At 62.6% G+C, this 25,772-nt stretch carries 26 protein-coding genes; 15 read left to right on the top strand and 11 right to left on the bottom strand.

Features of this window, described 5'->3' with window-relative positions; genetic code table 11:
• Positions 1 to 58: 58 nt before the first annotated feature.
• The 7 genes from NA647_RS13885 to ppnN all read left to right on the top strand — a co-directional run bounded on the left by NA647_RS13885 (position 59) and on the right by ppnN (position 7,452).
• Positions 59 to 340, top strand: a complete 282-nt coding sequence (locus tag NA647_RS13885; protein WP_256058210.1) for a DUF2782 domain-containing protein — start codon at positions 59 to 61, stop codon at positions 338 to 340.
• 30 nt (positions 341 to 370) lie between these two features.
• Complete coding sequence (locus NA647_RS13880) at positions 371 to 1,321, top strand: homoserine kinase (RefSeq protein ID WP_256058209.1); 951 nt, start codon at positions 371 to 373, stop codon at positions 1,319 to 1,321.
• A 340-nt stretch (positions 1,322 to 1,661) separates the two neighbouring features.
• Positions 1,662 to 2,270: a CDP-alcohol phosphatidyltransferase family protein gene (locus NA647_RS13875; RefSeq protein WP_256058208.1), complete on the top strand. Its 609-nt coding sequence runs from the start codon at positions 1,662 to 1,664 to the stop codon at positions 2,268 to 2,270.
• Positions 2,271 to 2,293: 23 nt separating this feature from the next.
• A complete protein-coding gene (locus NA647_RS13870; protein WP_256058207.1) occupies positions 2,294 to 4,048 on the top strand; it encodes a bifunctional alpha/beta hydrolase/class I SAM-dependent methyltransferase in 1,755 nt (584 codons plus the stop codon).
• Between the two features lie 105 nt (positions 4,049 to 4,153).
• Complete coding sequence (locus NA647_RS13865) at positions 4,154 to 4,774, top strand: lysophospholipid acyltransferase family protein (protein ID WP_256058206.1); 621 nt, start codon at positions 4,154 to 4,156, stop codon at positions 4,772 to 4,774.
• Position 4,775: 1 nt separating this feature from the next.
• A complete protein-coding gene (locus NA647_RS13860) occupies positions 4,776 to 5,708 on the top strand; it encodes a phosphatidate cytidylyltransferase (protein ID WP_256058205.1) in 933 nt (310 codons plus the stop codon).
• Between the two features lie 370 nt (positions 5,709 to 6,078).
• Positions 6,079 to 7,452: a nucleotide 5'-monophosphate nucleosidase PpnN gene (ppnN, locus tag NA647_RS13855; RefSeq protein ID WP_256058204.1), complete on the top strand. Its 1,374-nt coding sequence runs from the start codon at positions 6,079 to 6,081 to the stop codon at positions 7,450 to 7,452.
• Between the two features lie 294 nt (positions 7,453 to 7,746).
• On the opposite strand, the gene NA647_RS13850 is transcribed toward ppnN, so the two are convergent.
• From NA647_RS13850 to NA647_RS13840, 3 genes are all read right to left on the bottom strand, one after another.
• The gene (locus tag NA647_RS13850) at positions 7,747 to 8,442 is read right to left on the bottom strand and encodes an NrdJb (RefSeq protein ID WP_256058203.1); all 696 of its coding nucleotides are present in this window, start codon (positions 8,440 to 8,442) and stop codon (positions 7,747 to 7,749) included.
• 50 nt (positions 8,443 to 8,492) lie between these two features.
• Entirely contained in the window at positions 8,493 to 10,652 is a 2,160-nt protein-coding gene (locus NA647_RS13845; RefSeq protein ID WP_423836478.1) for an adenosylcobalamin-dependent ribonucleoside-diphosphate reductase, read from the bottom strand.
• Positions 10,653 to 10,802: 150 nt separating this feature from the next.
• On the bottom strand, positions 10,803 to 11,774 hold the full coding sequence (locus NA647_RS13840; protein ID WP_256058201.1) for a zinc ABC transporter substrate-binding protein: 972 nt from the start codon (positions 11,772 to 11,774) through the stop codon (positions 10,803 to 10,805).
• 65 nt (positions 11,775 to 11,839) lie between these two features.
• On the opposite strand from NA647_RS13840, the gene zur reads away from it, so the two are divergent.
• Genes zur through NA647_RS13820 form a run of 4 tightly spaced genes read left to right on the top strand, consistent with a single transcriptional unit; the run spans position 11,840 to position 14,388 of the window.
• Positions 11,840 to 12,325, top strand: coding sequence for a zinc uptake transcriptional repressor Zur (zur, locus tag NA647_RS13835; RefSeq protein ID WP_256058200.1), 486 nt, complete (start codon positions 11,840 to 11,842; stop codon positions 12,323 to 12,325).
• Positions 12,322 to 13,092, top strand: a complete 771-nt coding sequence (gene znuC, locus NA647_RS13830) for a zinc ABC transporter ATP-binding protein ZnuC (RefSeq protein ID WP_256058199.1) — start codon at positions 12,322 to 12,324, stop codon at positions 13,090 to 13,092. Before zur ends, znuC begins: the two co-directional genes overlap by 4 nt.
• A gap of 6 nt (positions 13,093 to 13,098) precedes the next feature.
• Positions 13,099 to 13,884 (top strand): zinc ABC transporter permease subunit ZnuB, encoded by a 786-nt coding sequence (znuB, locus tag NA647_RS13825; RefSeq protein ID WP_256058198.1) that lies wholly within the window; start codon positions 13,099 to 13,101, stop codon positions 13,882 to 13,884.
• Positions 13,885 to 13,890: 6 nt separating this feature from the next.
• Positions 13,891 to 14,388, top strand: coding sequence for a YgjP-like metallopeptidase domain-containing protein (locus tag NA647_RS13820; RefSeq protein WP_256058196.1), 498 nt, complete (start codon positions 13,891 to 13,893; stop codon positions 14,386 to 14,388).
• Positions 14,389 to 14,620: 232 nt separating this feature from the next.
• On the opposite strand, the gene katE is transcribed toward NA647_RS13820, so the two are convergent.
• Positions 14,621 to 16,756 carry a catalase HPII gene (katE, locus tag NA647_RS13815; protein WP_256058195.1) on the bottom strand — a complete coding sequence of 712 codons (2,136 nt, stop codon included), beginning with the start codon at positions 16,754 to 16,756 and terminating at the stop codon, positions 14,621 to 14,623.
• 266 nt (positions 16,757 to 17,022) lie between these two features.
• Here katE and NA647_RS13810 point away from each other — a divergent pair, with 266 nt between their 5' ends.
• The 3 genes from NA647_RS13810 to NA647_RS13800 are packed head-to-tail and all read left to right on the top strand — an operon-like array spanning position 17,023 to position 19,527.
• Positions 17,023 to 18,030: a methionine ABC transporter ATP-binding protein gene (locus NA647_RS13810; RefSeq protein WP_256058194.1), complete on the top strand. Its 1,008-nt coding sequence runs from the start codon at positions 17,023 to 17,025 to the stop codon at positions 18,028 to 18,030.
• Positions 18,030 to 18,695: a methionine ABC transporter permease gene (locus NA647_RS13805; RefSeq protein WP_256058193.1), complete on the top strand. Its 666-nt coding sequence runs from the start codon at positions 18,030 to 18,032 to the stop codon at positions 18,693 to 18,695. The genes NA647_RS13810 and NA647_RS13805 overlap by 1 nt, the downstream gene beginning before the upstream one ends.
• Positions 18,696 to 18,753: 58 nt before the next feature.
• Positions 18,754 to 19,527, top strand: a complete 774-nt coding sequence (locus NA647_RS13800; protein ID WP_256058192.1) for a MetQ/NlpA family ABC transporter substrate-binding protein — start codon at positions 18,754 to 18,756, stop codon at positions 19,525 to 19,527.
• Positions 19,528 to 19,643: 116 nt separating this feature from the next.
• Here the strand turns inward: NA647_RS13800 and NA647_RS13795 are convergent, their stop codons facing one another.
• The 5 genes from NA647_RS13795 to NA647_RS13775 all read right to left on the bottom strand — a co-directional run bounded on the left by NA647_RS13795 (position 19,644) and on the right by NA647_RS13775 (position 23,736).
• On the bottom strand, positions 19,644 to 20,276 hold the full coding sequence (locus NA647_RS13795; RefSeq protein WP_256058191.1) for an SCO family protein: 633 nt from the start codon (positions 20,274 to 20,276) through the stop codon (positions 19,644 to 19,646).
• A 20-nt stretch (positions 20,277 to 20,296) separates the two neighbouring features.
• On the bottom strand, positions 20,297 to 21,196 hold the full coding sequence (cyoE, locus tag NA647_RS13790) for a heme o synthase (RefSeq protein ID WP_256058190.1): 900 nt from the start codon (positions 21,194 to 21,196) through the stop codon (positions 20,297 to 20,299).
• 16 nt (positions 21,197 to 21,212) lie between these two features.
• Entirely contained in the window at positions 21,213 to 22,280 is a 1,068-nt protein-coding gene (locus NA647_RS13785; protein ID WP_256058189.1) for a COX15/CtaA family protein, read from the bottom strand.
• A gap of 146 nt (positions 22,281 to 22,426) precedes the next feature.
• Entirely contained in the window at positions 22,427 to 23,023 is a 597-nt protein-coding gene (locus NA647_RS13780; RefSeq protein ID WP_256058188.1) for a hypothetical protein, read from the bottom strand.
• A 5-nt stretch (positions 23,024 to 23,028) separates the two neighbouring features.
• On the bottom strand, positions 23,029 to 23,736 hold the full coding sequence (locus NA647_RS13775; RefSeq protein WP_336604955.1) for an SURF1 family protein: 708 nt from the start codon (positions 23,734 to 23,736) through the stop codon (positions 23,029 to 23,031).
• Between the two features lie 81 nt (positions 23,737 to 23,817).
• Between NA647_RS13775 and NA647_RS13770 the strand changes: the two genes are divergently transcribed.
• Positions 23,818 to 24,018, top strand: coding sequence for a twin transmembrane helix small protein (locus NA647_RS13770; protein ID WP_256058187.1), 201 nt, complete (start codon positions 23,818 to 23,820; stop codon positions 24,016 to 24,018).
• Positions 24,019 to 24,041: 23 nt separating this feature from the next.
• Here NA647_RS13770 and NA647_RS13765 read toward each other — a convergent pair whose 3' ends face one another.
• Positions 24,042 to 24,941 carry a cytochrome c oxidase subunit 3 gene (locus tag NA647_RS13765; protein WP_256058186.1) on the bottom strand — a complete coding sequence of 300 codons (900 nt, stop codon included), beginning with the start codon at positions 24,939 to 24,941 and terminating at the stop codon, positions 24,042 to 24,044.
• Entirely contained in the window at positions 24,938 to 25,519 is a 582-nt protein-coding gene (locus NA647_RS13760) for a cytochrome c oxidase assembly protein (RefSeq protein ID WP_256058185.1), read from the bottom strand. Before NA647_RS13760 ends, NA647_RS13765 begins: the two co-directional genes overlap by 4 nt.
• Positions 25,520 to 25,772 lie beyond the last annotated feature (253 nt).

Below are 25,772 nucleotides of genomic sequence, written 5' to 3'. Positions count from 1 at the left end.
TTCGGCGGGTCCGGGGCTAGAATGCAGGGACCACTTGACGACAAAGGGCAAGGTTATCATGCGTGCAGTCAAATCTCTGTTGCTGGCCAGCCTGCTGGCGCTCGTGCCGCTGACCGGTTTTGCCCAGGAGTCGGTCGAAGGTGAGCCTGACGTGACCATTCGCCAGGAAGGTGAGCGGACCGTCGAAGAGTACCGGGTTAACGGCTTCCTCTATGCTGTGAAGATCATCCCCAAGACCGGCAAACCCTATTTTCTGGTGCGCGCCGATGGCGACAGCAATTTCATCCGGGCCGACCGACCGGACATGCTGATCCCCGCCTGGGAAATCTTCAGCTGGTAACGCGGCGACGACGATAACGGAAGGCCACTCATGTCGGTATTCACCCCGCTGCAACACGAAGAACTGGAAGCTTTTCTGGCGCCTTATGGGCTAGGCCGTCTGCAAGAGTTCGAGGGCATCGCCGCCGGCAGCGAAAACAGCAACTTCTTCGTCAGCCTGGAACAGGGTCAGTACGTTCTGACCCTGGTTGAGCGTGGACCGACCCAGGACCTGCCGTTCTTCATCGAGCTGCTCGAAGTACTGCACCGGGCAGGCCTGCCGGTGCCTTACGCACTACAGACCGCCGACGGCGAAGCCCTGCGCAACCTGGCAGGCAAGCCGGCGCTGCTGCAACCGCGCTTACCGGGCCGGCACGTCGCGGCGCCCAATGCCCATCACTGCAGCGAAGTGGGCCGACTGCTGGCGCGCCTGCATCTGACAACGCGCGAACATATCATCGAGCGACGCAGCGACCGCGGCCTGGACTGGATGCAAGAAGAGGGCCCCAGCATCGCCATGGGACTGCCGGAGGCCCAGCTACCGCTACTGCGCGACAGCCTGACGGAAATCGCCGAGCTGAAACCGAAGATCCTCGCCCTGCCCCGCGCCAACCTGCACGCCGACCTGTTCCGCGACAACGTGCTCTTCGAGGGGGGTCACCTGACCGGCGTGATCGATTTTTACAATGCCTGCTCCGGGCCAATGCTCTACGACATCGCCATCACGGTTAACGATTGGTGCAGCCACCCCAACGGTGAACTCGACGAGGAGCGCAGCCAGGCGCTGCTCGCCGCCTACTCCAGCCTGCGCCGCTTCACCCCGGCCGAGGCCGAGTTGTGGCAGCCGATGCTGCGCGTGGCTGGCGTGCGTTTCTGGCTCTCGCGCCTGATCGCCGCGCAGAACTTCGCCGGGCAACCCGTGCTGATCAAGGACCCTGAAGAATTCCGCCGCCTGCTCGCCGCCCGCCGGCAATGCCATAGCGCATTGCCGTTTGCGCTCTGATAGCCAGGCCAAAAGGCTGAACACGGCGAAAGATTGCGAACGCAAGGAACGCCGGACCCACACGCATCGAAGACCTGGCCGAACTGCAGCGGCCGTGTACCGAAGCGCGGGGTGGATCTCCGAACTTTGGATACTTGGCTGACGCATCAAATCGCAGTGTACCCAGCGCCATAACGGGTCTTTCTATAGTTGACGACGACCAGCTCCCAAAAACAGCGGCGCGCCGCTGAGCCTACTTGCCACGCGCCCTGTTTTTCCCCAAAGTCCGGCTCCGATTGATCGCTAGCCGGCTTGCACAATCATTCGTGCACACCATGCCCCACATCGAAAGGAATCGATGATGCTCTCCATCTATCAGCTCAAGCCACGCTTTCAGGATCTGCTGCGCCCGTTGGTGCAACGCCTCCACGCGCTCGGCATTACCGCCAACCAGGTCACCATCGCCGCCCTCGTACTGTCGCTACTGGTCGCTGGCGTCATCGCTCTGAGGGTCCAGCAGACCTGGCTTTTTGCATTGATCCCCATCTGGATGCTTTTGCGCATGGCGCTCAATGCCATCGATGGAATGCTGGCGCGAGAATTTCACCAGCAGTCCAGGCTGGGTGCCTATCTCAACGAGCTCTGTGATGTCGTAGCGGATAGCGCCCTCTACCTTCCTTTCGCACTGATCGCTGGCGTTTGGCCGCAGGCGGTCATCGCTGTGGTACTGCTGGCGATGATCAGTGAATACGCTGGCGTCCTAGGATTGATGGTCGGTTCCTCCCGTCGCTACGACGGTCCCATGGGCAAGAGCGACCGCGCCTTTGCCTTCGGCGTACTGGCCGCTGGCGTGGCCTGCGGCTGGTTGCCGGCAAGCTGGATCAACGCAGCGTTGCTGCTGATCGCCGCCCTTGCGCTGTACACGCTGATCAACCGTGTACGCCAAGGACTGAACGAAACAGCCGCCTGAATATTTTGGAAAAGGATTTCCGGATGCGAACCTCCGACGCTTGCAGCTTCACCACCCATGACGGCGTGGAGCTCTTCTATCGCCACTGGCCGGCAACTGCCGAAAACGCTGCGACGCGCCAAGCGCTGGTGATGTTTCATCGCGGTCATGAACACTCGGGGCGTATGGCCCATTTGGCCGATGAGCTGGATCTTCCCGGATTCGATGTATTTGCCTGGGACGCTCGTGGCCACGGCCAATCGCCGGGCCTGCGCGGTGATAGCCCCAGCTTCGCCACCAGCGTGCGCGACGTGCAGACATTCATCGCACACATCGGCGAACAGCACGGAATAGACGAAACGGACATGGTGGTGCTGGCACAAAGCGTCGGCGCGGTGATCGTGTCGGCCTGGGCCCATGACTACGCACCGAAAATCCGCGCTATGGTGCTTGCCTCGCCGGCGTTTCAGGTAAAGCTCTACGTGCCCTTCGCGCGCCAAGGCCTGGCGTTGTTGCGTGCCTGGCGTGGCAATTTCTTCATCGACAGCTACGTGAAGCCAAGACTGCTGACTCACGACACCTCGCGCATCGCCAGCTACAGGAGCGACCCGCTGATTGCCAGGGCGATCTCGGTGAACATGCTGCTAGGTCTGCATCAGGCGGCGAAGCGAGTGGTGGCCGATGCCGAGGCAATTCATATTCCGACGCAGTTGCTGATTTCCGGCGCCGACTTTGTGGTCAAGCGCAAGCCGCAGGAGCAGTTCTTCGCGCGGTTGGGTAGCGCACGCAAGGAGAAACACATCCTTCCGGGATTTTTCCACGACACGCTGGGTGAGCGTGACCGTCATCAGGCTCTCGGTCGTGTTCGGCGCTTCATTTTGCAGAGCTTCCAGACGGCCACCGAGCGCCATTGCCTGCTGGATGCCGATCGTATCGGCCCCAGCTGCGCCGAAGCCGAGGCGCTGGCTGCGGCCTTGCCGAAGCACTCCATGCGGAACCTGTACTGGCGCGCGACGCGTGCAGGCATGCGGCTGGCCGCGAGCATGTCGGCCGGTATCCGGCTGGGATTCGAGACCGGCTTCGATTCTGGCAGCACGCTGGACTACGTCTATCGCAACCAGTCGAACGGCAAATCGGCGCTGGGTCGACTGATCGACCGGCACTATCTGGATTCCATCGGCTGGCGCGGTATTCGCCAACGCAAGCGACATGTCGAAGAGTTGTTGCAACTAGCCATCGCGCATCTGCGCGAGGCTGACGCGCCGGTGCATATAGTCGACATAGCCGCCGGTCACGGTCGCTACATCCTCGAAGCCCTGGAGCATGTGGAACCGCTGCCCGAGACGATACTGCTGCGCGATTACAGCGACCTCAACGTAGGCGACGGCACCAAGTTGATCGGCGAAAAGGGTCTCGGTGCCATTGCCCGCTTCATCAAGGCAGATGCCTTCGACCAGGCCAGCCTGGCCGCACTCGATCCCAAACCGACACTGGCCGTCGTCTCTGGTCTCTATGAGCTGTTTAGGGACAACCAATTGCTAGCGAACTCACTGGCCGGGCTGGCCGAGGCAGTGCCGCTGGGGGGATATCTCATCTATACCGGCCAACCCTGGCATCCGCAGCTAGAGCTGATCGCCCGCGCCCTGACCAGCCACCGCGACGGCCAAGCCTGGATCATGCGTCGACGCAGCCAGGCGGAAATGGACCAGTTGGTCGAGGCGGCCGGCTTTCGCAAGCTGACCCAGCGGATCGATGAATGGGGCATTTTCAGTGTTTCGCTGGCGCAGAGAGTCAGCTGATGCGTCCCTCTACCCCACCCCGCCACTGTTGTAAGTTTGCGCGCCAGCTTCTGGCTGCGCTGGCCTCCTCACTACTACCGGCCTGCGAGGCCTGAGGGACAATCGATGCTCGGCTACCTGTCCGCTTTCCTGCTCACCTCCGGGGCCCGCCTGCTCACCGGTGCGCGCAGTCTCTGGCTGGGCTGCGCACCGGCCCGCACCCAGCGTATCTACTTCGCCAACCACACCAGCCATGGCGACTTCGTGCTGCTCTGGGCCTCCCTGCCGCCCGAACTGCGCAAACGCACCCGACCGGTAGCCGGTGCGGATTACTGGCAGAAGGGACAGATGCGCCGCTTCATCATCAATCGCGTGTTTCACGGCGTGCTGGTCGACCGTGAGCGGCGCGACCCGTCGGTCGATCCGTTGCAGCCGATGCTCGATGCACTGGATGAAGGGCATTCGTTGATCCTGTTCCCGGAGGGCACGCGCAATCTCGAAGAAGGTCTGCTGCCGTTCAAGGGCGGGCTCTACCGTCTCGGCCAGGCGCGACCCGCCGTGGAGCTGGTGCCGGTATGGATCGCCAACCTCAACCGCGTGATGCCAAAGGGCCACTCGCTGCCCTTGCCGCTGCTGTGCACGATCAGTTTCGGCGCGCCGCTAAGCATCGACGAGAACGAAGACAAGGATGCGTTCCTGACTCGCGCCCGCCAGGCGCTGCTGGAACTGGCGCCGGAGGAAGCCTGACATGGATAACAACACACTCATGCTGTTCGCCGGGATCGGCGCCCTGCTCGCCCTGGCCTCGCTGATCGGCTTCGTACTTAAACGCCGCAGTGGCGACGCCGAGAACCCGGTAATTGACAACCTCAACGCGCGCATCAACGCCTGGTGGGTGATGGTCGCGGTGATCGGCATCGCCTTCTGGCTCGGGCACACGGCGGTGGTGATCCTGTTCTACCTGGTTTCCTTCTTTGCCCTGCGCGAGTTCATGACCTTGGCACCGACCCGGCGCAGCGACTATCCGGCGCTGATCACGGCGTTCTATTTCGTGCTGCCGGTGCAGTATCTGCTGGTCGGCATCGGCTGGTACGGCCTGTTCGCGATCTTCATTCCGGTGTACATCTTCCTGCTGTTGCCGATCCTCGCCTCGCTGGGCGGCGACACCACGCGCTATCTCGAACGCGCCTCGAAGGTGCAGTGGGGGCTGATGATCGCAGTGTTTTGCGTGTCTCACGTCCCGGCGCTACTGACGCTGGAGATCGCCGGCTTCGAAGGCCGCAACCTGCTGCTGATCGCTTGGCTGGTGATCGTGGTGCAGCTCTCCGATGTTTTGCAATACGTCTGCGGCAAGCTGGCCGGCAAACGCAAAATCGCGCCCAGCCTGTCGCCGTCGAAAACCGTCGAAGGCTTCGTTGGCGGCATCGCGCTGGCGACGCTGATCGGCGCGGCGCTGTTCTGGATCACCCCCTTCACTTTCTGGCAGGCAGCGCTGATCGCACTGACGCTGAATCTGCTCGGCTTCTTCGGCGGATTGGTGATGTCGGCGATCAAACGCGACCGTGGCGTGAAGGATTGGGGGCACATGATCGAAGGGCACGGCGGCATGCTCGACCGCCTCGATTCGGTATGCTTCGCCGCACCGATCTTTTTTCACACGGTGCGTTATTGGTGGGCGTAAGCGCAGCTCCCCTGCTGCCGTGAACGAAATGGACTAAGGCGGCGAAGTGCAACTGCGCCGCCAACTGTCGAACCGTGGTGGCGAGACGCGCCGGATGCATCCCAACCCAACCGCCAGCTAATCGTGCGGAACCTTTCTCGTGTCCTGGACGTCAAGTAAACCCACCCTGCGCGCCGCTGCGGCAGGTGTAAGATGGCCGGTCTCAGCCCGGCTGTCGTTGTGGCGATCTGGACGAAGCATCGCAATGAGGAAGCTAGCGCGATGCTAGCCCGGGCGACCGCACCATGCGCGGCCACACCGCACTGCGCTTACCAACCTGATGCACCTGACCTGCCTGGCTCGGTGGCATTGTTTTCAGGGAACAGAACGAATGACCTCACGCTATGTAATCAATGCCTCGGTAGCCCCCAAGGGCAGCCTGGAAACACTGTCCCAGCGGGAAGTACAACAACTCAGCGAAGCCAGCTCGGGCAGCACCTACACACTATTCCGTCAGTGCGCGCTGGCGATTCTCAACACCGGCGCGCGCATCGACAACGCCAAGACCGTGCTCGAGGCTTACGACGACTTCGAGGTTCGTATCCATCAGCAGGATCGCGGCGTACGTCTGGAGCTGATCAACGCGCCCGCCGATGCCTTCGTCGACGGTGAGATGATCGCCAGCACACGAGAAATGCTCTTCAGCGCATTGCGCGACATTGTCTATACCGAGAGCGAACTGGGCAGCTCGCGCATCGACCTGAGCAGCTCTGCCGGCATCACCGACTACGTTTTCCATCTGCTGCGCAACGCACGCACCCTGCGCTCGGGCATCGAGCCGAACATGGTGGTTTGCTGGGGTGGGCATTCGATCAGCAGCGAGGAATACCAGTACAGCAAACGTGTCGGCCACGAGCTGGGCTTGCGCAATTTGAATATCTGCACCGGTTGCGGCCCGGGTGTGATGAAAGGTCCGATGAAGGGCGCGACCATCGCCCATGCCAAACAGCGCATCGTCGGTGGCCGTTACCTGGGCCTGACCGAGCCGGGCATCATTGCCGCCGAAGCACCGAACCCAATCGTCAACGAGCTGGTGATTCTGCCGGATATCGAGAAGCGCCTGGAGGCTTTCGTCCGCGTGGGCCACGGCATCATCATCTTCCCCGGCGGCGTTGGCACGGCGGAGGAATTCCTTTATCTGCTGGGCATCCTGCTGCACCCGGATAACCGCGACGTGCCCTTCCCGGTCATCCTCACCGGCCCGGAAAGCGCCGCGCCTTACCTCCAGCAGCTGCGCGATTTCGTAGGCGCGACACTTGGCGAAGAAGCCCAGCGTCACTACCAGATCGTCATCGACGACCCGGCCGAGGTGGCCCGGCAGATGGTCGAGGGGCTGAAAGCCGTCAAGCAGTTCCGTCGCGAGCGCAACGACGCCTTCCACTTCAACTGGTTACTGAAGATCGACGAAGGCTTCCAGCATCCGTTCGACCCGACACACGAGAACATGGCCAGCCTGCGCCTGACCCGTGACGTCCCCCCCCACGAACTGGCGGCAAACCTGCGCCGGGCGTTCTCCGGGATCGTCGCCGGTAACGTGAAGGACAAGGGTATCCGCCGCATCGAAAAGCACGGCCGTTACGAGATCCACGGCGACGCGGCAATCATGAAACCCTTGGACGAGTTGCTGCAGGCGTTCGTCCTGCAGCATCGGATGAAGCTACCCGGCGGACGGCCTTACGAGCCGTGCTACCGGGTAGTGAGCTGATATCCCGAACCGGGGGGCCGCAACGACTACGGTCGCTCGCCCCTCTGTCGAAGCGCTAACCCCGGCCTGCTGGAGCCGTTTCTAATATCTAGCAGAGCCAGGCCCGCTCGATACGGCGGGCCAGGTGCTCGTCCAGCCGACAGCCAAGGCTGAAGAAGCAAACGCTACGCGGTAAACGACGGAAGCGCCTTCGGCGATTCCATCCTGCAAAGCAGCCGCAATCCTCTAGTCAACGTAGGTTGGATTAGCCGAAGGCGTAATCCGACGGTCCGAAGTCGCGATCCGACGACGTGTTCAACCGCACTTCGAATTTCCGCAGTTCAAACACGTAGCGCAACCATCCATCAGCACCACCGCCTGGGTGTTGCACTTGTTGCACAGTTGCGCGCCAGCCGGAAAGCCTTCGCCCGGCTCGACCGCCACCGCGCCCTGGCTGGCTTCGTAGGCGGCGCGTTTTTCGGCCAGGTATTTGAGCTGGGTTTCGTCCAGCGCATGGCCTTCGAGCATGCCGATGGCAATCAAATGGCGCTCCAGCACACCGCCGATTTCGGCGACGATGGAAGGCATGTAGACGCCGCCCTTCTTTAGATAGCCGCCACGCGGGTCGAATACCGCCTTCAGCTCCTCGACCAGGAAGGTGCAGTCGCCGCCTTTGCGGAACACTGCGGACATGATCCGGGTGAGCGCGACGATCCACTGGAAATGATCCATGTTCTTCGAATTGATGAAGATCTCGAACGGCCGGCGCTGCTCGTGGGGCGTACCGGCGTTGAGCACGACATCGTTAACGGTGACATAGAGCGCGTGCTCGAACAGCGGCGACTTGATCTTGTAGGTCATGCCGACCAGCGTTTCGGGGCGTTGCAGACTTTCGTCCATCTCCACCACCTTCGCCTTGCTGGCGTTGCTGTCGGGCGTTACGGCGGGGCGTTCGAGGGTCTCATCGACAACCTTGAAGCCCTTGATGCGCTGAGTAATCTTGACGGTCATTACAGGTTCTCCATCCGGGCGGCGCGCGCCGCCCGGCTACTGGTCGGGGCTCAATACTTGCCGTAATAGCCTTCTTTGAGGGCATCGAACAGGTTGGCGGCGGAATTGACCTCGCCGTCGTATTCGACCTCTTCATTTCCTTTCAACTCGACCACGCTGCCGTCTTCAAGAATGAAGCGGTACAGGGTTTTCTCCAGGTCGGCTTCCTTGACCAGCACGCCCTGAAACGCCGCCGGGTTGAAGCGGAAGGTGGTGCAACCTTTGAGGCCCTGGCGCCAGGCGTAACGGTAGATGTCCTTGAACGCCTCGAACGGGTAATCGGTGGGGACGTTGGCAGTTTTGGAAATCGACGAGTCGACCCACTTCTGTGCCGCGGCCTGGATGTCGACGTGCTGGGTCGGGGTGATGTCGTCGGCGGTGATGAAGTACTCGGGCAGCTTCTCGCCCGGCGCGTCGGAACCCGGCTTGGCGCGCTCATTGATCAGCGTGCGGTAAGCCAGCAGTTCGTAGCTGAACACCTCAATCTTTTCCTTGGCCTTGCGCCCGGCACGGATCAGATTGCGCGAATAGTGATGGGCAAAGCTCGGCTCGATACCGTTGGAAGCGTTGTTGGCCAGGCTCAGGCTGATGGTGCCGGTAGGCGCGATGGAGCTGTGGTGGGTGAAGCGCGCGCCCTGCTCGGCCAGCGCCTCGATCAGCTCGGGCGCGTATTCAGCGATCTTCTGCATGTAACGCGAATACTTGGCGTGCAGCACGCGGCCTGGCACCTGGTCGCCGACCTTGTAACCGTGCTTCTTCATCTCTGGGCGCTTGCGCAGCATCTCGGCGGTGACTTCGAAGGTTTGGGCCAGCAGGGGCGCCGGCCCCTTTTCCTTCGACAGCTCGAGCGCCACTTCCCAGCCGACCAGCGCCATCTCCCGGGCGACTTCTTCGGTGAACACGCAGGCTTCCGGGCTGCCGTAACGCAGCTTGAGCAGCGTCAGGGTCGAGCCGAGGCCGAGGAAGCCCATGCCATGGCGGCGCTTGTGCTCGATCTCGTGACGCTGCTGCGGCAGCGGCAGGCCATTGATTTCCACGACATTGTCGAGCATGCGGGTGAACAGGCGCACCACTTCGCGGTACTTGTCCCAATCAAAACGGGCATCGACGCCGAATGGTTCGATCACGAAGTTGGTTAGGTTGATCGAGCCCAGCAGGCAAGAGCCATAGGGCGGCAGAGGTTGCTCACCGCAAGGATTGGTTGCGCGGATCGCCTCGCACCACCAGTTGTTGTTCAACTGGTTGACGCGGTCGATGAGGATAAAGCCCGGCTCGGCGTAATCGTAGGTGGAGACCATGATCATGTCCCACAGGTGCCGCGCCTTGACCCGGCCGTAGATCTTGCAGGCGATCAGGCCGTCGTCGCGGACAATGTAGCCCTCGTGGCTCGGCCATTCACGCCAGACGATCTGCTCGGGGTCGTCCAGATCCAGCTCGGCCTTTTCCTTGAGGTGCAGCGGGAAGATCAGCGGCCATTCTCCGTCGGCTTCGACCGCCTGCATTAATTCATCGGTGATAAGCAGGCTGAGGTTGAACTGGCGCAGGCGGCCGTCTTCGCGCTTGGCGCGGATGAATTCGCGCACGTCCGGATGGCCGACGTCGAAGGTGCCCATTTGCGCGCCACGGCGACCGCCTGCGGAGCTGACGGTGAAACACATCTTGTCGAAGATATCCATGAACGAAAGCGGCCCGCTGGTATGCGCGCCAGCTCCGGAGACGAAGGAGCCACGCGGGCGCAGGGTGCTGAATTCGTAGCCGATGCCGCAGCCGGCCTTGAGCGTCAATCCAGCTTCGTGGACCTTGCCCAAGATGTCGTCCATCGAATCGGCGATGGTGCCCGAAACGGTGCAGTTGATGGTCGAAGTGGCGGGTTTGTAGTCCTGTGCGCCGGCATTAGAAATGATCCGCCCGGCGGGAATCGCACCATTGCGCAGCGCCCAAAGAAAGCGCTCGTACCAATGCTCGCGCTGCTCGTCCGGCTCGACGTCGGCCAGGGCGCGCGCGACCCGTTGCCAGGTGGCGTCGACGCTGCCGTCGACCGGCGTGCCATCCTTGGCGGTCAGGCGGTACTTCTGCGCCCATATATCCTCGGAAGCCGCTTGCAGGGCGATTCCGGCGGTGGTTTTACTGTCTGCCGCAATCGGCCCGTCGGTCTTCGCCATGCTGCGCATCCTCGTGCGGTGGGAAAACCGAAGCTTAAGCCAGCCCGGCACGGCTTGGGATGACATTTATCAAGTTGCCGGTTGTCGAGCGCAACTCCTGACCGGTGGCGCTTCAGAGCGACGTTGTGAGTATTACGGGCATTCTTTTCTTTCAGTGACTTACAGATTGTCCAGACATGCAGTGAGCGAGGTGCCGAGATTTTCGATCAAACGCTCGTATCCCCCGGCTGTGGCTTCAATGTCCTGACCCATTGCGTCCAGCGCGGCCACTTGCACCGGTAGATCTCTGATCAGGCTGTCGGCCAGACGCGGACGGATCGGCGGCTCATAAAATACGCAGCTGGGCCCGGCCTGCTCCAGGCGTTGACGCATTTCGGCGACATGACGCGCCCCCGGCTGTGCCTCGCCAGCAGCGAACACACCGGTATGCGCAATGCCATAGGCTGCCTCGAAATAGTCATAGGCTTCATGAAAGACGAAGAAGGGTTTTTTGCTGGTATCGCTTAGCCGCTTCGTCAGGCGCTGATCGAGCGCGTCCAAACGCTGCCGGAATGCCTCGAGATTCGCCTGATAACGCGCTGTGTTGGCTGGGTCGACGGCCGCCAAGTTGTCGGCCATGTCTGCGGCTATGACCAAGGCATTGGCCGGCAACAGCCAGAGATGCGCATCGAGACTGCCGGGGCGATGGGCGTGGTCATGGTGGCCGCCAGCCGCGTGAGCTTCGTGTGCATGATCGTCGGCTTCGTGCGCATGCTCGGCATGTCCCTGATGAGACTCGGCATGCTCATCACCGAAATGACGCAATGTCAGCTCCGGCAGCGCCTGTGCGGCGACGCTCGGCCCTTCACGGCCTTTCAACACCGGTTCCAAGAACGCTTCCATATCCGGGCCAATCCAATAAAACAGATCGGCACTGCGAATCTGCCGTACGTCGGAAGGGCGCAACGCGTAATGATGGGCAGACGCGCCCGCCGGGAGCAGCACCTGCGGTTCGCCCACACCGTCCTGAACGGCCGCAGCGATGAGCTGCAGGGGCTTGATGCTGGTCAGTAGTTCCACCTCGGCGCGCGCTGGCGCGCTACCGAGAAAGATAAGGGTTACAAGCAAAGGTAATGAAAAAAGGCGAAACACGGGCAACACTCGGCTGGACTGAATGGGTAACATAATAACGTCTCTCCAACATCTCGTCGCCGCTCATGCCTAATACTCCGCTGGCCTGCACTCCCCATAACCATGAACACTGCGTCAGTAGTGCGCTGGCCGAAGCCGATGCCCTTTGCGCCCGCGCCGGAGTGCGCCTGACTGCGCTACGCAAGCGTGTATTGGAATTGGTCTGGCAAAGCCACAAGCCGCTCGGCGCTTACGACATTCTCGGTGCGCTGACCGAGCAGGACGGCCGCCGTGCCGCGCCGCCGACCGTCTACCGTGCGCTGGACTTTCTGCTGGAAAACGGCCTGGTACATCGCATCGCATCGCTCAACGCCTTCATCGGCTGCAATCACCCTGAACATCCGCATCAGGGACAATTTCTGATTTGCCGCAACTGCCACACTGCGATCGAGTTGGAACAATCGATCGTCAGCGAAGCCATCAATCAGGCTGCGCACAGCGTGAATTTCCAGGTCGAAGGCCAGACCGTTGAAGTGGTCGGTCTTTGCGCGACCTGCCGGAGTGCGGCATGAGCGAGGCGCTGATCCGCCTGGATGACATCCATGTCCGCTTCGCCAAGCAGGCGGTGCTCGAAGGCGTGCAGCTGCAAGTGCAGCGTGGCGAAATCGTCACGCTGATCGGCCCCAACGGCGCCGGCAAGACCACGCTGGTGCGCGCGGTACTGGGGTTGTTGAAACCGGACAGCGGCACCGTTTGGCGCAAGCCGAAGCTGCGTGTCGGCTATATGCCGCAGAAGCTTCACGTCGATGCCACCCTGCCGCTCTCGGTGCTACGGTTCCTGCGTCTGGTTCCGGGCGTAGATCGCGCCGCTGCGCTCAGAGCGCTGAGCGAAGTGGGTGCCGAACAGGTGATCGACAGCCCGCTGCAATCGATTTCGGGCGGCGAAATGCAACGGGTGCTGCTGGCCCGCGCGCTGCTGCGCGAACCGGAGTTGCTGGTACTCGACGAACCGGTGCAGGGCGTCGATGTCGCCGGCCAGGCGGAGCTCTATCGACTGATCGGCCGGCTACGCGAGCGTTACGGCTGCGGCGTGCTGATGGTCTCCCATGACCTGCATCTGGTGATGAGCGCCACCGACCAAGTGGTCTGCCTGAACCGTCACGTGTGCTGCTCCGGTCATCCGGAACAGGTCAGCACCGATCCAGCTTTCATCGAGCTATTCGGTCAAGACGCGCGTAGTTTGGCGATCTATCACCACCAGCACGATCACAGCCATGACCTACATGGCGGCGTAATCACCGGTAAAACCCACGTTCACGGCCCGAACTGCAAGCACTGACCAACGATGCCCGACTTTCTCCTCAACGCCTTGCTCGCCGGCCTCGCCCTGGCACTGGTCGCCGGCCCACTCGGCTCCTTCGTGGTCTGGCGGCGCATGGCCTATTTCGGCGATACGCTGTCCCATTCCGCGCTGCTCGGCGTGGCGCTGGGACTGATGCTGGAGGTCAACCTGACCCTCGCGGTCGTCGTTTGCTGCGTGCTGCTGGCGGTGTTGCTGGTGACCCTGCAACAGCGCCAGCCACTGGCTTCCGACACCCTGCTCGGCATCCTCGCGCACAGCACCTTGTCGCTCGGGCTGGTCTCGCTGAGTTTCATGCAGGATGTGCGCATCGACCTGATGGGCTACCTGTTCGGCGACCTGTTGGCCGTGGGCCCGACCGATCTGGCCTGGATCGCAGGCGGTAGCGCGCTGGTGCTGCTGGTGCTGATCCCGCTGTGGCGTCCGCTGTTGGCAGTGACGGTGCACGAGGAGCTGGCGAAGGTGGAAGGCCTGCCCGTCGCGGCCATCCGCCTGGCACTGATGCTGCTGATCGCCATGGTGATCGCCGTGGCGATGAAGATCGTCGGCGTGCTGTTGATCACCTCCCTGCTGATCATCCCGGCCGCCGCGGCCCAGCGCCACGCCCGCACGCCGGAGCAGATGGCCCTGGGCGCAAGCCTGCTGGGCCTGCTGGCGGTCTGCTTCGGACTGTCGCTGTCCTGGTATCAGGACACGCCAGCTGGGCCCTCGATCGTCGTCAGCGCCGCCGCGCTGTTCCTGCTCAGCTTCGCCTGGCGCAAGCGCAATTGAACGGCCATGACTGATCTGAAATACCTGCGCGGCTATCCCGAGCCGCTATTGGAGCAGGTCCGCCAGCTGATCGCCGAACAGCGTCTGGGCGACTATCTACAGCGCCGCTACCCGGGCCGCCATGAACACCAGAGCGACAAGGCGTTGTACGGCTATGTGCAGCGCCTGAAGCAGGATCACCTGAAAAGCGCGCCGCCGATCGACAAGGTGCTCTATGACAATCGCCTCGACCTCACCCACCGTGCCCTGGGCTTGCATACTGCTGTGTCACGCGTGCAGGGCGGCAAGCTGAAAGCGAAGAAGGAAATCCGGGTCGCCTCGCTGTTTCGGGACGCGGCACCGGAATTCCTGAAGATGATCGTCGTCCACGAACTGGCGCATCTGCGCGAATCCGAGCACAACCGCGCCTTTTACAAGCTCTGCGAACACATGCTGCCGGGCTATGGCCAGATCGAGTTCGATCTGCGGCTGTACCTGCATTGGCGCGAGCTGCAGGACAACTGACGTCGAGCCGGCCGAAAGCGGAGCCCACATTCGAGCGTGGGCCCTGCGATCAGGCAGCAAACTCGCCGCGGTGGGCTGAAGCCCACCCTACGGTTGAGACCTGTACAACCGCGCCGGTAAGCGACTCGATTGGACCCGTAGGGTGGGCTTCAGCCCACCACCACCGGTGCCACGCCATGCGACGTGCCTGGCCCCGCGTGGATGACTTCGGCCATCTACGCTACGCCCACCTTTACGCCGGCACCGCCTTGGCTGCCGCCTCGCGTGCCCAGACGCGGTGCTGGCCGAGGGCCTGGGCGAAGCTGCTGAATACCGCATCGACGTCATCGCCTTCCAGCAGACCGGCGTCGGGCATGAGGTTCAGCGACGCCAGCAGCGGACGCGCCGCGCCGAGCACGACGACTGGCTTGAGGTGCTTGTAGGCCTCCAGCAGGTAGTGCCTGGCCTCGCCGGACTGGGCCATGGCCGCTGCCGCGTCCGCCCCGCCGGGTACGAACACGGCGTCGAACATCACAGACGGCATGCCGTCCATGGCCGCATCGATCACCAGCACTTTGCCTTCAGCGGTCTTTACCGGTGCCGGCGACGGGCCGATCAGTTTGGCGAAGGCGCCCTCTTCGGCGAGTTTGGCCTTGAACGCGTCGATGGCCGCGCCATCGACACCGTTGGCCACGAGGATCGCCACCTTGCGCGACTTGATATTGCCCGGCGCATGGTTCATCAGGCTCAGCGCTGGCGAACTCGGCGTCGCCGGATCCTTCTTCGCTACGCTGGGTGCGCTCGGTGCCGGCAGACCGAGGTTTTCCGCCACGCGGCGGGCCAGTTCCAGGTCGATATTGGCGAGAATCTCATTGACCTGCCGCTCGCGGATGAACACCCGCTCCACCTTGCCCAGCTCGAAGGTGTAGGCGCCGATGATATGCTCCTTCTCCGGCTCGCTCATGCTGTTCCAGAACAGCGTGGCCTGTGAGAAATGGTCGCCGAACGACGCGCTGCGGTTGCGAATCTTGTGCCCTTCGACGCGCTCCGGATAACTCTCGAAGCCGCCGCCCTGCGCCCCTGGCGGGGTTTCCTTGGGCCAGCCACCATCAATGGAGTTGGGCTCGTAGTTCGCGCGACCCTTGTGGATGGCTTGTCGATGGAACGCATCGCGCTGATTGTTGTGCAGCGGGCACAGCGGCCGGTTGATCGGAATCTCGTGGAAGTTCGGGCCGCCCAGGCGCAGCAGCTGAGTGTCGGTGTAAGAGAACAGCCGGCCCTGCAGCAGCGGGTCGTTGGTGAAATCTATGCCCGGCACGATGTGACCGATGTGGAAGGCTGCCTGCTCGGTCTCGGCGAAGAAGTTGTCCGGGTTGCGATTAAGCGTCATCTTGCCGAGCTTCTGCACCGGCACCAGCTCCTCCGGGATGATCTTGGTCGGGTCGAGCAGATCGAAATCGAAGCTGTGCTCGTCGGCTTCCTCGACCACCTGCACCCCCAGTTCCCATTCGAAGGGGTCGCCGCTCTCGATGGATTCCCACATGTCGCGGCGGTTGAAGTCCGGGTCCTTGCCAGCGATCTTCAGTGTCTCGTCCCAGACCAGTGAGAACGCGCCGGCCACCGGCTTCCAGTGGAACTTGACGAAGCGGGAGACCCCCTCGGCATTGATCAGGCGGAAGGTGTGTACGCCGAAGCCCTCCATCGCCCGGTAGCTACGCGGAATGGCGCGGTCGGACATAGTCCAGAGCACCATATGCGCCGATTCCGGCGTCAACGAGACGAAATCCCAGAAGGTGTCATGGGCCGATTGCGCCTGCGGGATTTCGTTGTGTGGCTCGGGTTTGACCGCATGCACGAAGTCCGGGAATTTGATCGCGTCCTGAATGAAGAACACCGGCATGTTGTTACCGACCAGATCGAAGTTGCCTTCGTCGGTGTAGAACTTGGTGGCAAAACCGCGCACATCGCGCACCGTGTCCGCGGAGCCGCGCGAACCCTGCACCGTGGAGAAACGCGCAAATACCGGGGTTTCCTTGCCTTCGGCGGCGAGGAACGAGGCCTTGGTCAGCCAGCTATGGTCGCCGTAGCTGACGAACACGCCATGGGCCGCCGAGCCGCGCGCGTGAACGATGCGCTCGGGAATGCGCTCGTGGTCGAAGTGGGTGAGCTTCTCGCGCATGATGAAATCTTCGAGCAGCGAGGGGCCACGGTCGCCAGCACGGAGGGTGTTCTGGTTGTCAGCAATCTTCACGCCCTGATTAGTGGTCAGCGCCTGTCCGGTGGCATCGGAACGGAAGCTTTCCAACTGGTCGAGCTTGGCGTTGCGGTTGGCGCGGTCCGGCGTATCAGTGCCGGCTATTTCGTTACGTGGGGCTTTGATGTCGGTCATGGAGGGCCTCGCAATGGGTTGCGCAAGCCGTGGCGGACCGTCTGCTTGACCCGGCTTTTCCACGGCGCTCGGTAAACTGACAGCCGCGACGTGTACAAGGTCGGTCTTGCGCTAATTTGCTTTTCTAATGATGGCGATAGGAGGTCGCAATGATCGGCGCCGACAGCCGTGCCGTCCGGCGGCTGAGCCTGCGCGCCGGATGCGGTAGAATGCCGATCTTTTGCCGGCCGATGCTGCCGGTATCGACCCTATCTACAGGTTCGCCCGTGATCGAATTCTATGACGTCCACAAGACCTATCGCGTCGCCAGTCGCGACGTGATGGCGCTGCAGCCGACGAGCTTCCGAATCGAAGCCGGCGAAGTGTTCGGCCTGATCGGCCACTCCGGCGCCGGCAAAAGCACCCTGCTGCGTCTGATCAACCGGCTGGAAGAACCTTCCGGCGGGCGCATTTTGGTCAACGGCGAGGACGTCACCGCACTGAACGCCGACGGCCTGCGGCGCTTCCGCCAGCGCGTCGGGATGATCTTCCAGCACTTCAATCTGCTGATGTCTAAGACCGTGGCCGACAATGTCGCCATGCCGCTGCGCCTGGCCGGCACTTACTCGAAAGGCGATATCGAACGCCGCGTAGCCGCCCTACTCGACCGGGTCGGCCTAAAGGATCATGCACGCAAATACCCCGCGCAGCTGTCCGGTGGGCAGAAGCAGCGCGTCGGCATCGCCCGCGCACTAGCCACCGAACCGGACATTCTGCTCTGCGACGAGGCCACCAGCGCCCTCGATCCGCAGACCACCGCGCAGGTGCTACAGCTGTTGGCGGAGATCAACCGCGAGCTGAACCTCACCATCGTGCTGATCACCCATGAGATGGATGTGATCCGCCGGGTCTGCGACCGCGTGGCGGTGATGGATGGCGGTGTGATCGTCGAGCAGGGCCCGGTGACCGATGTGTTCCTGCATCCGCAGCATGGGACTACCCAGCGCTTCGTACTGGAAGACGAGGCGGTGGATGAGGGTGAGCAGCGCGACGACTTCGCCCACGTGCCGGGCCGCATCCTGCGCCTGACCTTTCAGGGCGAGTCGACCTACCAGCCACTGCTGGGCACCGTGGCGCGCGAGACGGGCGTCGATTTCAGCATCCTCTCGGGGCGCATCGACCGCATCAAGGACACCCCCTACGGCCAGCTGACGCTGGCACTCACCGGCGGCGACATGCAAGCCGCCCTGTCCCGCTTCGATAGCGCCGATGTTCACGTGGAGGTGCTGCGCTGATGGATGCTCTTTTCACGAATGTGGATTGGTACGAAATCTGGCTGGCGACGCTCGACACCCTGCTGATGCTCGGCGGCTCGCTGCTGTTCACCATCCTGCTCGGCCTGCCGCTGGGCGTGCTGCTGTTTCTCAGCGGGCCGCGCCAATTGTTTGAGAACGGCCCGCTGTATGCCCTGCTGTCGTTCGTGGTCAACGTGCTGCGCTCGCTGCCGTTCATCATTCTGCTGATCGTGATGATTCCCTTCACCGTGCTGCTGACCGGCACCTCGCTGGGCGTGGCCGGTGCCATCCCGCCGCTGGTGGTGGGCGCCGCACCCTTCTTCGCGCGGCTAGTAGAAACCGCCCTGCGCGAGGTGGACCGCGGCATCATCGAGGCGACCCAGGCGATGGGTGCCACCACGCGACAGATCATCTTCAGCACATTGCTGCCGGAGGCGCGGCCGGGCATCATCGCGGCTATCACCGTCACCGCCATCACCCTCGTGTCCTATACCGCGATGGCCGGTGTGGTAGGGGCCGGCGGTCTCGGCGACCTGGCGATCCGCTTCGGCTACCAGCGCTTCCAGACCGATGTGATGGTCGTCACTGTAGTCCTGCTGCTGGTACTGGTGCAGGTGCTGCAGAGCGTCGGCGACAAGCTGGTTATCCATTTTTCACGCAAATGAACCGCAACCAGGGCGAGCGAACCATCGCAACCCGCTCACCTTCTGAAGGAACCAAACGATGAAAAAACTGCTTGCCGCTTTCGCCGCCGTCGCGGCCTTCTCCGCCCAGGCTGCCGACGAACTGAACGTCGCCGCGACCGCCGTCCCGCACGCGGAAATCCTCGAATTCATCAAACCCCAGCTGGCCGAGCAGGGCGTCGATCTGAAGATCAAGGTCTTCACCGACTACGTGCAGCCGAATATCCAGGTCGCCGAGAAGCGCCTGGACGCGAACTTCTTTCAGCATCAGCCGTACCTGGATGAGTTCAACAAGGGCAAGGGCACCGAGCTGGTCAGCGTAGCCGGTGTGCATATCGAGCCCTTCGGCGCTTATTCCAGCAAGCTGAAATCACTGGACGAACTGCCGAAAGGCGCCAACGTGGTCATCCCCAACGATGCCACCAATGGCGGCCGTGCGCTGCTGCTACTGGCCAAAGCCGGCGTGATCACCCTTGAAGAAGGCGCCGGCATCACCGCCACGCCGAAGGACATCGCCGAGAACCCGAAGAACATCAAGGTCCGCGAACTGGAAGCCGCGACCCTGCCGCGCGTGCTAACCCAGGTCGATCTGGCGCTGATCAACACCAACTACGCGCTGGAAGCCAAGCTCAACCCCACCGAAGATGCCCTGATGATCGAAGGCAGCGACTCGCCCTACGTGAACATTCTTGTTGCCCGCCCGGACAACAAGGACAGCGCCGCCATGCAGAAGCTGGCTGCCGCACTGCATAGCGAAGAGGTCCGCAAGTTCATCGAAGAGAAGTACCAGGGCGCGGTCGTTCCCGCCTTCTGATTCTTTCCGAGCTGACAACGAACCCCGCCGCGTGCGGGGTTCGTCGTTCATGGCCGTAACAAGTTCGGCCCTACGGCAGGGTTTCGTTCTAGAGCGGGCCGGGCGGCCCAAGGTGCTTACTCCAGCGCCAGTACCATTGGCAATTGCTCCGCAAGCTTCTGGGTACGCATCGGCGCGCGGATGAAGCCACGCAGGCGGCCATCAGGGCCGATCAGCGCGAGATTGCCGCCGTGGTCGACGGTGTAGTTTTCTTTCGAGGTATCGCCCGGAATGAAGGGCACGCCGGCGGCGTTGGCAAGCGTCTGGATGTTATCCAGCGGCCCGGTCAGGCCGATGAATCCTGCATCGAAATAATCGAGATAGGTTTTCAGCTGCTCCGGCGTATCGCGCTCGGGGTCGACGCTAACCAGGATCGGCTGCATCCGTTGGCGCGTCTCCTCCGAAAGCATACCGCGCAGTTGCCGCAGTTCGGCCAGCGTAGCCGGGCAGATATCCGGGCAAAAGGTGTAGCCAAAAAACAGCAGGTTCCACTGCCCTTCCAGTTGCTGCAGCGACACCGATTCGCCGTCCTGGTTGGTCAGCGTCAGTTCCGGCATGCCGCGGCCTTGGGGCAGGAGCACGATGCCCGCATCCAACAGCTCGGCAGTATCGAGCTGGCGCTCGGTATTGAGCACTTTGGAAACCGTCAGGCCGATGACCAGCGCGACCAGCGCGACGAGAACGAATACGGTTTTCTGGATGCGGGTCATGGGGTTCCTTGTCGAGCGGCTCAGATGTTGAGCAGCAGATAATGATCAACCAGCAGTGCGATGAACAGCGCGAACAGGTACCAGATGCTGAATTTGAAGGTTTTGATCGCCGCATGGGGGCGGCTGTCGCGATAGAGCACGATGGTCCAGAACAGGAATCGCGCGCCCAGCAGCGCGGCTGCCGCGAGGTACAGCGGACCGCTCATGTGAATGGCGAACGGCATGAAGCTCACTGCCAGCAGGACCGCGGTGTAGAGCAGGATGTGTACCTTGGTGTAGTGCTCGCCGTGGGTCACCGGCAGCATGGGCACATTGACCTTGGCGTATTCATCCTTGCGGTGGATCGCCAGCGCCCAGAAATGCGGCGGCGTCCAGGCGAAGATGATCAGCACCAGTAGCAACGGCTCCGCCGTCACCTGCCCGGTCACCGCGACCCAGCCGAGCAGCGGCGGCGCAGCGCCAGCGAGCCCGCCGATGACGATGTTCTGGGGCGTTGCCCGTTTGAGAAAGCCGGTGTAGATGACCGCATAGCCGACCAGCGAGGCCAGCGTCAGCCAGGCCGCCAGCGCGTTGGTAAAGGTCAGTAGCAGGACCATCCCCGCCACACTCAGCAGTAACGCGAAAAACAGCGCGGCAGCCGGCGATACCCGTCCCTCGGCCAGCGGCCGCTTGTGCGTGCGCGCCATCACCGAATCGATACGCCGATCAACCACGTGATTGACCGCCGCCGCGCCCCCGGCACAGAGCGCAATACCGAGGTTGCCGAATACCAGCACGGTCCAGGGCACACCGGCCCGCGTCGCCAGGAACATGCCCACCAGGGAGGTGATGAGCATCAGCAGCACCACCTTCGGCTTGGTCAGCTCCAGGTAATCGCGCCAGCTGGCCTGGGCGCCGCGTTCGCTGAGTAGAGTCGCCATGGGGTTCTCCTTATGGTCAAGCGCTGGGCAGGTCGAGCCCGCCCGCGGTATTTGGGCGCTCCTGAAGCGCAGGCTCGCGCGCCGTGACAGCGCCGTGACTCAGGAGACGAAGGTTGATCAGCACGGTAACCAGTAGCAGCATCGCCCCGCCGCCGTTGTGGGCGACGGCGACGGCCAGGGGCAGATTGAACAGAACATTACTGATGCCCAGCCCGATCTGCAGGGCCAGCGCGGCCAGCAGCAACCCGGCCAGGCGCGACAGTCCGCGACGCCAGAGCTGCCAGCTCAGGGCCAGCAGGATGAGCGTCACGGTCAGCGCACCCAGCCGGTGAGCGACATGGATAGCCGTGCGCGCCTCGCCGTAGAGCATGCCACCCAGGTAGTTCGGGCCGATGTCGTGATGGGTCAGATTGAAGGCATTGATGAAATCCATCGTCGGCCACCACTCGCCATGACAGGTGGGAAAGTCGGTACACGCCACCGCGGCGTAGTTGCTGCTGACCCAGCCACCGAGCGCCACTTGGAGGATCACCGCCAGCATGCCGGTCACCGCTAACGCTCTGACCCGGCCCGCCACAGTCGGGATCGCCGGCTGCCTACCGGACAAGCGCAGGCTCAACAGAAACAGCAGGCTCAGGGTGGCGAAGCCACCCAATAGATGCGCCGTGACCACTTGCGGCCAGAGCTGCAGGGTGACGGTCCACATGCCGAACGCCGCCTGGGCGATTACGACCGCCAGCAGCAACAGCGGGAGCTTGACCGGTTGACCGGGCTCGGCACGACGCCGCACAGCTTGAACGGCCAGCGCAAGAATCACCAACCCCAATGCGCCGGCGAAGTAGCGATGGACCATCTCGTTCCAGCCCTTTCGCACTTCCAGAGGCGCCTCGGGGAAACGCAGTGCGGCCAGGCTCTGTTTGTCTTCGCTCATGGGCACGGTGAGAAACCCATAGCAGCCAGGCCAGTCCGGGCAGCCAAGCCCGGCGTGGGTCAGGCGCGTGTAAGCACCCAGCAGCACCACCACCACGGCCAGTAGCGTGGCAAATACGGCAAGGCGATAACCGGGGCGTGACTTTGAGTGCATAAGGTCCTCGTTATCGAAAAGCTTGCAGGGCAGGCGCCGTACCCAATTTCAACGTAGGGTTGGCTTACCCCAGCCCTCTCCCCGAGGGGAGGGGGGTTGGCTCAGTGCTTTTTCCAGCTTCAAGCTTTCAGCTTCCAGCTGCTCTTTCATCCAATTTGCGAGATCTTCAACAGATACTTCAGGTCATCGAGAATCGCCTTGCCGTCCGCTTTCGCGTCGTAGCGGAGCACCAGATTGCCGTGTGGGTCGACGATCCAGAGTTGTGCGCCGGCGGGCAGCTCGGGATTAGCGCCGTACACGGCGGCGTCCAACGGATAGCGTTGCAGTTGCGGGTATTCACGTTGCAGGCGCTGGTCATAGTCGCTAGCTAGATGTTGCGCGCTGGCTAGCGCATGACCGGCGCGACCGGCTTCGCGGGCCAGGCCGATATTGATCTGACGGGCCAGATAGACCAGTTGCCGGCAATCCTCGGCGCAGCCCTGCGGTGCCGTGACCAGCAGCTCCCAGCGCGGCTCGGCGGCGGCCGCCGCGGTGGCGACCGGCGCATTGATCCCGAGCGCATCGCGGCCCTGCCCGGTCGCGACCAGAGCGCCGTCATAGGTTCGGGTTTGCGGGACCCAGAAGCCGAAGTGGTACATAGCATTGGCCAGCAGCATGGGGCCAATCACCACCGCCAGGATCAGCAACAATTGCAGCCGCCCGCGACGCCGCTGCGGCTGCGCAGGGTTGAGTGTCGGATTCATCGTGGTCACTGCTTGCTCCCTCGTGCCTGATGCACGCCGAAGTAGATGAACAACGCCAGCAACGCCGCTGCCAGCGCAAACCATTGCACCGCGTAACCCACATGCTGCTGCGGCTTCATGAAGGTCACCGGCCAGTCGGCGCGGTATGCCGCGGGCCCCGGCTCCAGCCGCAGCTCGTAGCTGACGCCATCGCGATCGAGCAGCTGCCAGATCTCCTCGACATCGACGTGATTGATCAGCCGCGGCCAGCCTTCGGCCATGCGCTTGCTAAGAATGAACGGCTCGCCCGAGGGGGCGTAGACCCAGGCGGCCAGCTTCAACGGGCGATCCGGTGTGTCGAATTTCGGCGGGATGCGGCGATCCGGCCAAGGCAGCCAGCCCCGGTTGACCAGTACCCATCGGCCGCTGGACTGATCGTGAAACGGCTGCAGCAGCTCGACGCCGACCTGACCGTCGCGGGTGCGGCTGTCCAGCAAAAAGCTGTGCTCGGCATCGAAGCTGCCCTGAAGATGGATGCGGCTATAGATGGGATCTTCAAGGTTCTCGATCTGCTCCGGCGATACCGGCGCGGCTTCCTGGCGGGCCTCCTGACGGGCCAGCATGTCGCGCTTCTGCTCGCCGCGCTCCAGCTGCCAGAAACCTAGCCAGACCAGCAGCGGCAACAGGCACAGCACTATCAGCGTTGGCAGCAAACCCGGCTTGAAGCCGCTCATGCCGCGCCCCGCGACGTATTTATCCGGCTGGCTATACTCCACCCCCACTCCCCCAGTTCACTTATTACGGCGGACCCGCTCATGCTCAAGGCGGTCATTATTTTGTTATTAGTCGCCACGCTGGTCAGTCTGTTCAGTGGACTGTTCTTTCTGGTCAAGGACGAAGGCCGTACTTCCCGCTTGGTAACCGCTCTGTTCGTTCGCGTCTCCCTCACGACATTGACGGTCGCGCTGATCGCCTGGGGCTTTTACTCCGGCCTGCTGCGGCCCGGTTTCGGATAACGCCCCTACAACGGGTTGCAACTTCAAATCACATAAACGAAGACGAACAGGCCGAGCCATACCACGTCCACGAAGTGCCAGTACCAGGCCGCCGCCTCGAAGCCGAAATGTTGTTCGGGCGTGAAGTGGCCGCGAAAACTGCGCACCAGCATCACCGTCAGGATGATCGCCCCCATGGTGACGTGGGCACCATGGAAGCCGGTGAGCATGAAGAAGGTCGCGCCGTAAATGCCCGAGCCGAGCGTCAGGCCGAGCTCGGTATAGGCATGCACGTACTCCTCGATCTGCAGGATGAGGAAGGCCACGCCGAGCAGCACGGTCAGCCCTAGCCCGAGCTTGAGGTGTTTGCGATTGCCCTTGCGCAGTGCGTGGTGCGCCCAGGTCAGCGTAAAGCTGGAGGTGACCAGGAGAATGGTGTTGATCAGCGGTAGCCCCCAGGCGCTGATCGTGCCTTCCGGCGCCGGGTACAGTTGGGGATCGGGGTTGTTCAGCAGCGGCCAGGTGTATTCGAAGTTGGGCCAGAGCATATTGCTGACGCCCTTGTCGCCATCGCCACCGAGCCACGGGCCGACCCAGTAGCGGATGTAAAACAGCGTGCCGAAGAACGCAGCGAAGAACATCACCTCGGAAAAGATGAACCAGGTCATGCCCCAACGGAAGGACCGGTCCATCTGCCCGCTATAGAGCCCGGCACGACCTTCGCGGACTACCGAGCCGAACCAGCCGAACATCATGTAAACAATCAGCAGCGCACCGATGAAAAAGATCAGCGGACCGTTGGAGTCGGCGCGCTCGGCCTTGAGGTCGTTGAACCAGCTGCCGAGGCCGTAGACGGTGACCAACAGCGCAACTGTGGCAACGATGGGCCACTTGCTCTGGGCGGGAACGTAGTAATTCTCGTGCGTGGTGGTCTGTTTGCTCATTGCAGACTCTCCTTGGCCGCCACCACGGGCGCCTGATCAATGGCGGCGACGGGGGGTTGGCGAGACGTGATGTCGAACAGGGTGTAGGCGAGCGTCAGATGACGCACGTCTGCGGGCAGATCACGATCAACGATGAAGCGCACCGGCATCTCGATGCGCTCACCGGGCTGCAACACTTGCTGGGTAAAGCAGAAGCACTCGGTCTTGTGAAAGTACGCAGCTGCCTTGGAGGGCGACACGCTGGGCACGGCCTGGGCCGTCATTGGCTTATCCGTGGGGTTGTAGGCGACGAAGCGCATTTCCTGACTGGAACCAGGGTTCACACTGAGCTGATCGGCCTGCGGGCCAAACTCCCATTCCATGCCTGCGGCGTTGGTGGCCAGGAACTGCACACGAATCTCCCGCGCCTCGTCCGCCGTCTGCGTTCCTTCGTAGGCGCCAGCCGTCTTGCCGTTGATGCCGAAAGCCTGGCACATGACGTCATAGATCGGCACCAGTGCGAAGCCGAAGGCGAACATCGCCACCACGACGAGCAGCAGACGGCGAACCAGGTGGCCGAGTGGCAGCTCAGTGTTCATGACGGTTCTCCCAGAAGACCACAAGAGCCCTGGAAGCTGGAGGCTGAACGAAAAAGCGACGCCAGCCTGTCGTCATCGCAACCGTAGGGTGGATGGATACCCACGCAGCGCTGCGCGAAAGCGGTGTTCCGGTGGGCTGAAGCCCACCCTACGGCGTGCTCAGCGTTACGCAGGCGTTGGATGGGTCGGGCAGAGCTCCGCTTCAGCCCATAGCCTAGTAGGGTGGGCTTTAGCCCACCACAACCATCGCCCA

This window comes from Stutzerimonas stutzeri, assembly GCF_024448985.1.
In the GTDB taxonomy this organism is placed as follows: Bacteria; Pseudomonadota; Gammaproteobacteria; order Pseudomonadales; family Pseudomonadaceae; genus Stutzerimonas; species Stutzerimonas stutzeri_AP.
This window is presented reverse-complemented; position numbering and strand designations above follow the sequence as displayed.